The sequence below is a fragment of the Patulibacter ginsengiterrae genome, assembly GCF_056269115.1.
The window spans coordinates 1-11,908 of record NZ_JBWDOG010000013.1 but is presented as its reverse complement, the minus strand read 5'-3'; the positions used below and the strand labels follow the sequence as shown (position 1 = coordinate 11,908).

The 11,908-nt window shown below is 71.7% G+C and carries 12 protein-coding genes; 8 read left to right on the top strand and 4 right to left on the bottom strand.

All coding sequences use genetic code 11. From position 1 onward, the window contains the following. The first annotated feature begins 47 nt into the window (after positions 1 to 47). A complete protein-coding gene (locus ACVUH9_RS16090) occupies positions 48 to 575 on the top strand; it encodes a MaoC family dehydratase (RefSeq protein ID WP_475758688.1) in 528 nt (175 codons plus the stop codon). A gap of 2 nt (positions 576 to 577) precedes the next feature. Here ACVUH9_RS16090 and lepB read toward each other — a convergent pair whose 3' ends face one another. Next, positions 578 to 1,198, bottom strand: coding sequence for a signal peptidase I (lepB, locus tag ACVUH9_RS16085; protein WP_475758686.1), 621 nt, complete (start codon positions 1,196 to 1,198; stop codon positions 578 to 580). A gap of 409 nt (positions 1,199 to 1,607) precedes the next feature. On the opposite strand from lepB, the gene ACVUH9_RS16080 reads away from it, so the two are divergent. Continuing rightward, a complete protein-coding gene (locus tag ACVUH9_RS16080) occupies positions 1,608 to 1,913 on the top strand; it encodes an MGMT family protein (protein ID WP_475758684.1) in 306 nt (101 codons plus the stop codon). A gap of 17 nt (positions 1,914 to 1,930) precedes the next feature. On the opposite strand, the gene ACVUH9_RS16075 is transcribed toward ACVUH9_RS16080, so the two are convergent. Then, positions 1,931 to 3,688: an acyl-CoA dehydrogenase family protein gene (locus tag ACVUH9_RS16075; protein WP_475758682.1), complete on the bottom strand. Its 1,758-nt coding sequence runs from the start codon at positions 3,686 to 3,688 to the stop codon at positions 1,931 to 1,933. A 134-nt stretch (positions 3,689 to 3,822) separates the two neighbouring features. On the opposite strand from ACVUH9_RS16075, the gene ACVUH9_RS16070 reads away from it, so the two are divergent. The 3 genes from ACVUH9_RS16070 (at position 3,823) to ACVUH9_RS16060 (ending at position 6,616) form a co-directional block, all read left to right on the top strand. After that, positions 3,823 to 4,761: a class I SAM-dependent methyltransferase gene (locus tag ACVUH9_RS16070; protein ID WP_475758680.1), complete on the top strand. Its 939-nt coding sequence runs from the start codon at positions 3,823 to 3,825 to the stop codon at positions 4,759 to 4,761. 236 nt (positions 4,762 to 4,997) lie between these two features. Next, positions 4,998 to 5,351, top strand: a complete 354-nt coding sequence (locus ACVUH9_RS16065; RefSeq protein ID WP_475758678.1) for a P-II family nitrogen regulator — start codon at positions 4,998 to 5,000, stop codon at positions 5,349 to 5,351. Beyond that, on the top strand, positions 5,348 to 6,616 hold the full coding sequence (locus ACVUH9_RS16060) for an ammonium transporter (protein WP_475758677.1): 1,269 nt from the start codon (positions 5,348 to 5,350) through the stop codon (positions 6,614 to 6,616). Before ACVUH9_RS16065 ends, ACVUH9_RS16060 begins: the two co-directional genes overlap by 4 nt. A 122-nt stretch (positions 6,617 to 6,738) precedes the next feature. Here ACVUH9_RS16060 and ACVUH9_RS16055 read toward each other — a convergent pair whose 3' ends face one another. Continuing rightward, positions 6,739 to 8,052 carry a ribonucleotide-diphosphate reductase subunit beta gene (locus tag ACVUH9_RS16055; RefSeq protein WP_475758675.1) on the bottom strand — a complete coding sequence of 438 codons (1,314 nt, stop codon included), beginning with the start codon at positions 8,050 to 8,052 and terminating at the stop codon, positions 6,739 to 6,741. Between the two features lie 107 nt (positions 8,053 to 8,159). On the opposite strand from ACVUH9_RS16055, the gene ACVUH9_RS16050 reads away from it, so the two are divergent. Beyond that, positions 8,160 to 8,801 carry a TetR/AcrR family transcriptional regulator gene (locus ACVUH9_RS16050; protein ID WP_475758673.1) on the top strand — a complete coding sequence of 214 codons (642 nt, stop codon included), beginning with the start codon at positions 8,160 to 8,162 and terminating at the stop codon, positions 8,799 to 8,801. An 18-nt stretch (positions 8,802 to 8,819) separates the two neighbouring features. Here the strand turns inward: ACVUH9_RS16050 and ACVUH9_RS16045 are convergent, their stop codons facing one another. Then, complete coding sequence (locus tag ACVUH9_RS16045) at positions 8,820 to 9,500, bottom strand: aminotransferase class IV (protein ID WP_475758671.1); 681 nt, start codon at positions 9,498 to 9,500, stop codon at positions 8,820 to 8,822. A gap of 217 nt (positions 9,501 to 9,717) precedes the next feature. Here ACVUH9_RS16045 and ACVUH9_RS16040 point away from each other — a divergent pair, with 217 nt between their 5' ends. Both ACVUH9_RS16040 and ACVUH9_RS16035 read left to right on the top strand, forming a co-directional pair. Beyond that, positions 9,718 to 11,520, top strand: a complete 1,803-nt coding sequence (locus ACVUH9_RS16040) for a phosphoenolpyruvate carboxykinase (GTP) (RefSeq protein ID WP_475758669.1) — start codon at positions 9,718 to 9,720, stop codon at positions 11,518 to 11,520. 130 nt (positions 11,521 to 11,650) lie between these two features. Continuing rightward, positions 11,651 to 11,908: polysaccharide deacetylase family protein (locus tag ACVUH9_RS16035; RefSeq protein WP_475758667.1), on the top strand; the 258-nt coding region annotated here is incomplete at its 3' end.

Sequence of the window (11,908 nt, the reverse complement as noted above, 5' to 3'; positions counted from 1 at the left end):
GGTTCGACAGACTCCCGGTCAGATCCGTCACCAGACCTGGAGCAGCAATGTCCGACGAGCCCACCTTCACGCCCGGTACCGATGACCTTCCCGAGGTCCGCCACGCGACCGGCGCGCACCAGTACGGCCGGTACTTCGAGGAGTTCGAGGAGGGCGCGACGTACAAGCACTGGCCCGCCAAGACCGTCACGGAGGGGGACGACCACCTCTTCTGCCTCCTGACGATGAACCACCACCCGCTGCACCTGAACGACGTCTACGCGAAGCGTTCACAGCAGGGCAAGAACGTCGTCGTCGGGCCGTACGTCTACTCGCTGGCGCTGGGCATCTCGGTCTCGGACATCTCCGGCCTGGCGATCGCCAACCTCGCCACCGACGAGCTCTCGCACCCCAACCCGGTCTTCCACGGCGACACGCTGTTCGTCGAGACCGAGGTGCTCTCGAAGAAGGCCTCGCGGACGAAGCCGGACCGTGGCGTCGTGATCGTCCACACCCGCGTCTTCAACCAGGACGGCCTGCTGGTCGCCGAGTTCAAGCGCCGCGTGCTGGTCCCGAAGAAGAACCCGGGCGAGTAGTCCTACAGGCCGCCGACCTTCTTCGGCGGCCAGTAGCTGCCGAACGCCTTGCCGATCACCCAGTCCTTGCGGACCGGCCCCCAGAAGCGGCTGTCGTCGGACTGGCCGCGGTTGTCGCCGAGCACGTAGACCGTGTTCGGCGGAACCGTGATCGCCTGCCCGAAGTCGCAGACGTCACCTGACGCGCAGGGAGCGATGAACGGCTCACGGGCGGGCTTGCCGTTGCGGACGACCCGTCCCTCGCGCAGCTCGATCCGGTCCCCGGGAACGCCGACCACGCGCTTGATGAAGGTGTCGTCGGCGCGCCGGGCGGCCGGCGTCGCGCACGGCGACGGCGTGCCCTGGCCCTCGTCGTCGGCCGCGCAGGACTGCTCGGTCGCCCCGACCGGCGGGTGGAAGACGATCACGTCGCCGACCGCGGGCGTCCCGCCGAGGTGGTGGCCGACCCGCTCGACCAGCACCCGCTGGCCGATCGCCAGGGTCGGGAGCATCGATCCGCTCGGGATCGCGTAGGGCTTGACCGCCAGCGCCTGGACGGTGAAGACCAGGCCGATCACCACGGCGATCATCACGATCGTCGAGACGACCGAGTTCCGACGCCAACGGGTCACGGTCGCACGCACGCGGGGCAGTCTCGCAGGCGCGGGCGGAGGTCGGTGCAGGTAGGGCGGGGGTGGGGCGGTGCGTCGGTCGGGCGGTGCGTCGGTCGGGCGGCGCGTCGGTTGGGCGGCGCGTGTCGGTTGGGCGGCGTGGGCGAGCGGGCGCCGGTGCGGGACGGCGTTGGCGGCGGGACACGGAGGCGGGCGCTCAGGCGGGTGAGGTCGGCCGGCGCTCGGGCGCCGGTGGTCGTTTCTCCACCGTGGAGGTGGCAAACGCATCGGGGAACGACGCCGGCCGCGGCGGCCGGGCTCCTCGATGTGTTGTCCACCGTCACGGTGGACAACGCATCGAGGAGCGGTCGGATCTGGGGGCTGGTCCGCCCCGCGCCCACACCCGCGCCCAACGCTGCCGCCGGTGCGCGATCATCGGGCGATGAGCGACGACGATCGCCAGCGGCGGATCCTCGACGGGGTGCGGGCGATTCCGGAGGGCTACGTCCGGACCTACGGCGACCTCGATCCGCTCGCCCCGCGGCTGGTCGGGCGGGTCCTGCGGACGAGCGGCGGCAGCGTTCCCTGGCACCGGGTGGTCCGCGCCGACGGCTCGCTCGCGGGCGGCGGCGAGCAGCGGTCGCGGCTCCGTGCCGAGGGCGTCCCGATGCGCCCGGGCACGGACCGGGTCGACCTCCGCGAGGCGCGCCTGCCGCTGCCGGCCGGCGAGCACCTCGAACTGCCCTGAGGCCCCGCCGCCGCCCCTCAGTCCGGCATCACGTAGGCGCCGGCCAGGGCCCGGACCTCGGCGTAGATCCGGTCCGCGCGGGGCTCGTCGATCACCGGCTTGCGCACGTGGGCCAGCGCCCACGCCTGCTGGGCCTCGGTCGAGGAGGCCTTGCCGTGGAGGTCGAGGACCCCGGTCGAGAAGTCGCGGACCAGGGTCTCGAAGACCAGGTCGACGACGTCGGTCGGCGTGCCGGCCAGCTGGGCCTGCTCGAGGATCAGCTGGCCGTACGGCACCAGCGAGAAGACCTGGGCCAGCGACTGCTGGAAGTCGAGGTCGTCCTGCATCTGGGCCTCGCTCAGCGGCGCCTCCTGGAGCAGCGTCACCAGGCCCTCGGCCTGCTCGCGGAAACGGGCCACGTTCGGGACCGCGGCGAACGCGTCGAAGATCGGCCGCCAGGCCGGGAACGCGATCCGGCCGAGGCCGCGGGTCGGGCCCTGGCGGAAGAGGAACGCGTCGTCGGCGTCGTCCGGACGCGCCGGGGGCGCGTCGAGCTCGGCACTGCCGAACAGGTAGCCGGGCAGGAACTTCAGGGTCAGCGCCCGGTTGACGTGGACGGTGCCCTCGAGCTTGGGCAGGCCGCCGATGATGTTCTTCGCCGACTCGAAGTAGCTGTCGCGCTCGAAGCCCTTGGCCGAGATCACCTCGCCGAGCAGGCTGATCACGCGCTCGCCCTCGGTCGTGACCTGCATCTTGTTGAGCGGCGTGTAGAGCAGGTAGCGGCGGTCCTCGAGGCTGGCGCTGCGGACGTAGTCGACCGCGCGGGCGCCGTAGAGCTTGGCCGCCAGCAGTCGCGCGTAGGCCTCGCTGAGGATCCGGCGGACCTGGCCGAACTCGGTCACCCGCTTGCCGAACAGGATCCGGTCCTCGGCCTGGGTCAGGGTCTCGTAGAAGGCGTGCTCGCACATCCCGATCGAGCAGAAGCCGAGGTTGAACTTGCCGACGTTGATCGTGTTCAGCGCGGCCTCGAACGCCTCGACGCCGGTGTGCAGGACGTCCTCGGCGGCGACCGGGTAGTCCTCGAGGTCGAACGCGCTGACGTACATCTGCGAGTGCACGACGTTCTTGACCAGCCGGTAGGCCGGGTGCTGGCTGTCGGCGGCGAAGAAGACGTAGCCCTCGGGCCCCTCGACGTCGCTGCGGCGGCCGAACACCGAGGTCATCCCGGCCACGTTGCCGTTGCCGATGTAGTACTTGCCGCCGGTGGCCCGGAAGCCGCCGTGGTCGTCCGGCGTCAGGACCATGTCGGTCGAGTAGATGTCGGCGCCGTGGTCGCGCTCGGAGAGCCCGAAGGCGAAGACCTTGCCGTCCTCGAGCAATCGCGCGGCGCGTTGGCGGGCGGCGTCGTTGTCGCTCTGCCAGATCGGTCCGAGGCCGAGGATCGTGACCTGCCAGGCGTACCAGTAGGGCAGCCCGTAGAAGCCGAGGATCTCGTTGAAGACCGCGTTGCGACGGGTGTCCCAGCGCTTGCCCTCGGCACCGTCGGCGTCGCGGGCGGGGGTCAGCAGGGTGGCGAAGACCCGCTCGCGGGCGAGGAAGTCGATGAAGTCCGCGTACCACTCGTCGGTCAGGGTCTCGCTGGTCAGGCGGACCTTGCCCTTGGCCTCGAACCAGGCGATCGTCGCCAGCAGGACCCGGCGGGTCGGGGCGTCGAACTCGGCGGCGTCGTAGGCGGCGGGGTTGAGGAGTCGCGTGGTCACGGTGGCGGCGTCGCCGGTCGGGGTGGTGGTGCTCATCGGTCGTTCCTGGTGGTGACGGTCGGGATCAGGGCCAGCCTGCCAGAGCGGCGTGCGCGCGCGGGAGCGATCGTCAGCGATACGCTCGGACCGTGGACGCGCCCGAGTCGGCAGAGCGGGCAGGTTGGGCCCTGATGAACCAGCTGCGAGCACGAGCGGCGCTGTGGTCGGGATCGACCTTCGGCGAGCTGCGCGGTCGCGACCCGCGGTTCCATCAGCCCCCGGCCGAGCTGGTCACCCTCCTGATCGAGCAGCGCGAGCCGTTGCGGCGGTGGCTGCGGGCCGGCGGCGGGGTCGACGACCCCGACGGCGGGGCTCCGGCGCTCGGTGCCGGCCTCCTGCGCTGGTTCGAGGAGCGCCACCAGTTCGCGCAGCCCGACGCCGAGTGGCGTGACCGCGTGCTGGAGCTCTACCGCGACGGCGCCCACGACCTCGCCGAGCTGCTGGAGAGCTTCCCCGACGACGAGATCGCCGACGGCGCGGCGGCGGTCTTCGCCCGCCACCAGGAGCGGATCGCGCGGCTGCTCGACAGCGAGCTCGGGCCGCGCGTGCAGGAGGTCGTCAGCGGGCACTACGCGCCGGCGCTCCAGCTCCAGGCGCTCGGGCTCGCCCCCGGGATGGCCGAGAGTCCCGTCCTCGACCTCGGCTGCGGGCCGACCGGTGCGCTGGTCCAGAGCCTGCGCGGCGCGGGGATCAAGGCGCTCGGGATCGACCGCCACGGCGACGCGCCGGGCGTGATCCGCGGCGACTGGCACGAGCTCGACCTGGGCCGCCAGGTCTGGGGCACGGTCGTCTCGCACCTGGCCTTCTCGCTCCACGCCTGGGCGCGGCAGGCCGACGAGGCCGCGGCGCGCCGCGACCAGCGCACCTACCTGCGGATCCTGCAGTCGCTCAAGCCGGGCGGGCGCTTCGCCTACGTGCCGAGCCTGCCGGTCCTGGAGAACCTGCTGCCGGAGGCCGACTTCCGTGTCGAGCGACTGCCGCTGCCCGACCCGCTGCTTGCCGCTGCGGCGGGCACCGGCAGCGCCGGAGGGTTGCTCCAGGCAACCCATGTCGTGCGCCTGACCGGCTGAGCGGAGCGCCCCGGCGGGGGCCGGGCGACGGCGGGATTCCGCCCGACGCAGCCGTGATCCGGGCGCCCGGAACGGCCACGAGAAACACGTTTGGTCATCTGTCCAAGCCCACCACCGGGGCTTCTCGACATCGGGACAGGTGTTCGGTGTGCACATGCCGCAATGCTCCGGCGGCGTGCTTGCGGGGCGGCCGACGGCCGCCCGCGACACGCGCGCCGAAGGAGCGATGGTTCGACATGAAGCTCGTGATCGGGGTGATTCGTCCCGAGAAGACGAACGAGGTGCTGGAGGCGCTGTACCACGCGCATGTCCGCGGCATCACGATGACCAAGGTCCAGGGCCACGGGGGCGAGCTGGACCGCCAGGAGACCTACCGCGGGACCACCGTGCGGATGGGCCTGGCGGACAAGGTCCGGTTCGAGATCGCGGTCTCCGACGCCTTCGTCCAGCCGACGGTCGAAGCGCTCCGGACCGGCGCGCACACCGGCGCGGTCGGGGACGGCAAGATCTTCGTGGTCGATCTCGAGGAGGTCGTCCGGATCCGGACCGGCGAGACCGACCACCAGGCCGTCACGCCGACCAACGCATGAACGCGGTGACCGGGATCGACAGCGGCGACACCGCCTGGATGCTGGCGGCGACCGCGCTGGTCCTCCTGATGACACCAGCCCTGGGCCTCTTCTACGCCGGCCTGGTGCGGTCCAAGAACACGCTCAACACGCTGATGATGGTCGCCGCGGCGCTGGCGGTGGCGACGATCACCTGGGCGCTGATCGGCTACTCGCTGGCCTTCGACGGCGACGGCGGCCTGATCGGCGGCCTCGGCCACGTCGGCCTCAAGGACGTCGGGTTCGAGCCGCGGGAGGGCACCAAGATCCCGCACCTGCTGTTCATGACCTTCCAGGCGACCTTCTGCATCATCACCACGGCGCTCGTCTCGGGCGCGGTCGTCGAGCGGATGCGGTTCGTGCCGTTCCTGGTCTTCTCGGCGCTGTGGTCGGTGCTGGTCTACGCGGTCCTGGCCCACTGGGCCTTCGGCGGCGGCTGGCTCCAGGCCGGCGGCACGCTCGACTTCGCCGGCGGCGTGCCGGTCGAGATGGCCTCCGGCTTCTCGGCGCTCGCGGCGGCGCTGGTGGTCGGCGCGCGGCGCGACTACGGCCGGGTCGCGCTGCTGCCCCACAACGCGGTCTACGTGCTGCTCGGGGCGGGCCTGCTGTGGTTCGGCTGGTTCGGCTTCAACGGTGGCAGCGGCTTCTCGACCGGCAACTCGACGATCCTGGCCTTCACCAACACGCTGCTGACGCCGGCCTTCACCCTGGCGACCTGGTTCGTGCTCGACCTGATCCGCAATCGCCAGGCGACGGCGATCGGTGCGGCGACGGCGATCGTGGTCGGCTGCGTCGGGATCACCCCGGCCGCCGGCTTCGTCAGCCCGCTCTGGGCGATGGTGCTCGGGATCGTCGTCGCGCTGCCGAGCTACGTCCTGATCATCTGGCGCCCGCGGACCCGCGTCGACGAGACCCTCGACGTGCTCGCCGCCCACGGCACGGCGGGGCTGACGGGGATCCTGTTCATCGGCTTCTTCGCCCAGAAGAGCTGGAACGGGGTCGCCGACGGCCTGCTCTACGGCAACGCCGAGCAGCTGCTGTGGCAGGTGCTGGCGGTGCTGGCGACGCCGACCTACGCGTTCGTGGCCACCTACGTGCTGCTGAAGCTGATGCAGCGGTTCGCCCCGCTGCGCGCGAGCGCGGACGACGAGGCGCTCGGGATGGACCTCGTCAGCCACGGCGAGGAGGCCTACGCGACCGGCGACGGGGCGTTGCTCGTCGCCGAGTTCGACCGCGTCCGCCGCTGATCGCGATCGGGAGGAGCCGGCGCCACCGTGGCGCCGGCTCCCGGAACCGATCCGGGTGGGCGGGGGACGGGACCGGGCGCCGACGACGTTCGCCGGCGCCCGAGATACCCCTCGGCCTGGGCTCAGCGGGGGAAGATCCTCGGCATCCGGGCGAACAGCCGCAGCGAGCCGTGCGGTCGCAGCCGACCGGTCACCAGCAGCCGGCGCGCGTCGGCGCGACCGCCGACCACGTCGACCCAGTCGCGGTAGGCGACCCGCAGCCGCAGGTTCGGATCGGGCGCGTGGCCGGCGACCGCGGTCGCCTGCGGGCCGTCGATCCGCACGTGCCAGGCGGGGGCGTCGGTGAAGTCCCACTCGATCGTGGCCGGCGCGCCGAGTCCGTGGTCGGGGCCGACGCCGCGCCGGATCACGTCGAACAGCAGCCGCATCGTCTCCGGGTCCTGCGACGGCCGCTCGTCGCCGGGGCCCATGATCCCGCCCTTGGCGAGCTGCATGCCGACCCGCGAGCGCTCGACGGGGGAGAGGTCGAGCGGGACGACCTCCGGCCCGGGCAGGGTCTCGAAGGCGAGCCCGGCCGAGCGCAGCTTCGTCTCCATCGAGTGGATCGACTCCTCGCCGATCCGGTCGAACGACCAGCCGAAGGTCGTCAGGTAGCGCTCGTCCCATCCCGGCGGGCGGAAGACGCTGCCCAGCCACGGCACGACCTCGCGCAGCATCTCGGCGACCGCCGCCCGGGCCTCCTCGTTGCCGGGGGTCAGGTCGGCCAGCAGCTTGACGCCGAAGGCGATGTGGCGCAGCTCGTCGGCGGAGACGTGGGCCATGCCCTCGCGGAAGCCGGGCATCACGTCCCGCTCCTCCAGGTACGAGGCGATCATGTGCTGGCCCGGCTGGGCCATCGTCGCCTCGATCACGACGTGGTAGAGCGTGACCGCGCGGCAGAGGTTGGGGATCGAGCGGTCGGCGCGCAGCTCGTCCGCCATCCGGTCGAGCCGGTCGAAGACCTGGTTGAAGCCCCAGCTCAGCAGCGGGCGGATCTGCTGGAGGCCGGAGGCGGCGTCGCCGTTGCCGATGCCGAGCGCCTCGTGCATGAACCGCTTGAAGAAGACGGCGTGGCGCGCCTCGTCGACCTGCTGGGTGGTGAGGAAGTACTTCTGCTCCTCGAGCGGGGCCGCGTCGATGTAGGGCGAGAGGTTGTCGGCGACGGCGTCCTCGCCCCAGAAGAAGAGCGCGTAGTTGAAGAGCGCGGCCTCGCGTTCGAACGGCGTGAACCGCTCCTGCCAGTCGATCGCGTCCTGGCTGAAGTCCAGGTCCATCGCGCTCCAGTTGCCACGCTCCCAGCGCCGGTAGAGGTCGGTGTAGCTGATCTTGTCGGTCGGGCGCGCGCCCGACCGCGGGGCGGTGGGGGCGGCGGGCGGCGGGTTCTGCGTCTGGGCCATGTCGATCCTCCGGTCGGTCGAGCGCGCCGTTGACGCACTGTCATAACCGACGCTATCCGAATAACGGCCGCTCGTGTGAGTGTCTGCCTGTGAGAGGATCGACACAGATGGAGACCCGCCGCATGACCCGTGAGGAACGCCGCCAGGAGACGCGCACACGGCTGATCGCGGCGGCCGGCGAGGTCTTCGCTGCGCACGGGTACCACGCGGCCTCGGTCGACCAGGTGGCCGAGCGGGCCGGCTTCACGACCGGGGCGGTCTACTCGGCCTTCGGGTCGAAGGAGGAGCTGTTCCTGGCGGTCGTCGAGACCCACCTGCGGGAGAACGTCACCGAGCTGGAGGCGGCCGCGGCCGGTGGCCCGACCGTCGCCGCGCGCGTGCACGGCGGCGCCGAGCACTGGATGGAGATCGTCGAGCGGACGCCGGAGATGGTCCTGCTCCACACCGAGTTCTGGACCTACGCCGTGCGCGATCCCGAGATCCGTCCGCGGGTCGCGGCCCAGTTCGCCGAGGTCCGCGCGGCGATCTGCCGGCTGCTCGACCTCGGGGCCCGCGAGCTCGGCCTGCGGCTGACGGTCCCGGTCGAGCAGGTCGCGATCGCGCTCGACGCGCTCGCCGACGGGATCGCCCGCCAGAAGCTGGCCGAGCCGGAGGCCGTCCCGCACGACCTCTTCGCGCGGATGGTCGGCGTGCTGCTGGCGGGGGTCTCGGAGCCGCTGGACGACCCCGCCGTGCCGCCGGGGGAGTGAGGCAGCGGGGGCCCGGGCTCAGCGGAGCGCGCGCCAGGCCTCGGCGAGGCGGTCGACCCGTTCGTCGCGGCCCAGCGGTCGGTCGTCGATCGCGGTCACCGGCACGATCCCGCGACCGGCGGTGGTGATGAACGCGGCCCGCGCGGTCTCGAGGTCGGCGGTGCTCAGCGGCAGCTCGCTCGCGGCGAGGGTCTCCAGCGCCCAGGCGCGAGTCACGCCGGGCAGCAGCCCCCGGACCGGCGGCGTCGCGATCGTCCCGTCGGGGGCGACCACGAAGAGGCTCGCGCGGCTGGTCTCGCCGACCAGCCCGTCGGGGGAGAGCAACAGCGGCTCGTCGGCGCCACGGGCACGGGCCTCGGCCTCGGCCGGCGTCGCCCAGTCGCGCGCGGCCCGCTTCTGCTCGCGGTCGGCGTTCCCGGGGTCGTAGCCGGCGACCGTGGCGAGCCGGACCGGGGTCGGGGCGAGGGGGGTGCGGGGGCGGCTGGTCACCCGGGCGCCGGCGGCGACGTCGAAGCGCACGGTGGTCGGGGTCCGTGCGGTCCGGATCCAGGTTCCGGCGAGCGTCCGGACCGCCGTCAGCTGGTGGCCGGTCGCGCCCGCGCGGCGGAGCCGGAGCAGGTGCTGATCGAAGAGGCGGATTCGGCCGTCCTCGACGAGCACGGTCTCGAAGAGCGGTTCGCGGGGGCGCCGACGGAGCACGGGCGGATGGTCCCACGTCAGGGGTCTAGTGTCGTCCTGGACCGGTGTTTCGCTCGGTGTTTCCGTGGCTTCTTGCGCGGTTTTGGTGGGTAATGATCGACCACGATTGAACGGCGGTAGGGCGTATGGGGCGGTTGGAGGCATGCGCAACGCGCGGACCCGCCGGTTCCGCTTCAATCCCTCGAATTCCCTACTGGACCTCCGGAGGAATTTCCCTGTGCCTGACACCACCGTGCTAACCGAGAACCGCAAGCTCCTCGCCTGGGTGGACGAGATCGCTCAGCTGACCCAGCCGGAGCAGGTCGTCTTCTGCGACGGCTCGGCCGAGGAGTACGACCGCCTCTGTCAGGAGCTCGTCGACGCGGGGACGTTCCGCCGCCTCTCGGACGCCAAGCGGCCCAACAGCTACCTGGCGCTGTCCGATCCGTCGGACGTCGCTCGGGTCGAGGACCGGACGTTCATCTGCGCCGAGCGCGAGGTCGACGCCGGCCCGAACAACAACTGGCGCGAGCCCGCCGAGATGCGGGCGGAGCTCGAGGGCATCTTCCGCGGGTCGATGGTCGGTCGCACGATGTACGTCGTGCCGTTCTCGATGGGCCCGCTGGGCTCGGACAAGAGCAAGATCGGCATCGAGCTGACCGACTCGCCGTACGTCGTGGTCCAGATGCGGATCATGACCCGGATGGGCAAGAAGGCGCTCGACGTGCTCGGCGCTGACGGCGAGTTCGTGCCGTGCGTCCACTCGATCGGCGCGCCGCTGGCCCCGGGCGAGAAGGACTCGACGTGGCCCACCAACCGGGACACGAAGTACATCGTCCACTACCCCGAGACCCGTGAGATCTGGTCGTACGGCTCGGGCTACGGCGGCAACGCCCTGCTGGGCAAGAAGTGCATGGCGCTCCGGATCGCCTCGGTCCAGGCCCGCGACGAGGGCTGGATGGCCGAGCACATGCTCATCCTCAAGCTGACCTCGCCCGAGGGTGGCGTCAAGTACGTGACGGGCGCGTTCCCGTCGGCCTGCGGCAAGACGAACCTGGCGATGCTGGTCCCGACCCTGCCAGGTTGGACCGTCGAGACCGTCGGCGACGACATCGCGTGGATGAAGTTCGGCGAGGACGGCCGGCTCTACGCGATCAACCCCGAGGCCGGCTTCTTCGGCGTCGCCCCGGGCACGAGCGAGAAGACCAACCCGAACGCGATCGCCGCGATCGAGGGCAACACGCTCTTCACCAACACCGCGCTGACCGACGACGGCGACATCTGGTGGGAGGGCCTCACGGACGAGGTCCCGGCCCACCTGATCGACTGGCACGGCAACGACTGGACGCCGGACGCCGATCATCCCGCCGCCCACCCGAACTCGCGGTTCACCGTCTCGGCGGCACAGGCGCCGTCGATCGCGTCGAACTGGGAGGACCCGGCCGGCGTGCCGATCGACGCCTTCCTCTTCGGCGGTCGCCGCGCCTCGGTCGTGCCGCTGGTGCGCGAGTCGTTCGACTGGGAGCACGGCGTGTTCCTCGGCGCGACGATGTCGAGCGAGCAGACGGCCGCGGCCTTCGGCACGGTCGGTCAGCTGCGCTTCGATCCCTACGCGCAGCTGCCGTTCGCGGGCTACAACATGGGCGACTACATGGCCCACTGGCTGAAGATCGGGGCGACGGAAGGCGCGACGCTCCCGAAGATCTTCTACGTCAACTGGTTCCGCAAGGACGCCGACGGCAAGTTCATCTGGCCCGGCTTCGGCGAGAACAGCCGCGTGCTGGAGTGGATCTTCCGCCGCTGCGACGGGAACGCCGAGGCGGTCGAGACGCCGATCGGCCTGGTGCCGCCGGCGACCGACCTGAACACCGACGGGCTCGAGATCAGCGACGCCGACCTCGAGCAGCTGCTCTCGGTCGACGGTGAGGCCGTCAAGGCCGAGCTGCCGCAGATCGAGGCCCACCTCGCCAAGTTCGGCGAGCGTCTGCCGGCCGCGATCACGGCCCAGCTCGACGCGCTGAAGCAGAAGCTGAACGCCTAGGCGCTCAGCGGGACGGGGCCGGCCGGGGACGTTTCTCCCCTGCCGGCCCCGGCGTACTTCCCCACCGCTCGCCGGTCGGGCGGGGCAGGCTGCGGGAATGCACCGGACGAGCGCTTTGGCACTCGGCGTCGTGGTGGCATGGTCCCTGACGGCCACCGCGGCGACGGCGGCCCCGACGGTCGTGTCGTTCACCTTCGACGACGGGCTGGCCAGCCAGATGACCGCGCGTGGCCCACTGGCGGCCGCGGGCGTGCCAGCGACGTTCTACGTCAACACCAGCAAGCTCGGCCGTCAGACCACGATGACGTGGGACGACGTCGCGACGCTCGCGGCCGACGGCCACGAGATCGGCGGCCATACCCTCGATCACGTCGAGCTGCCGACGGCC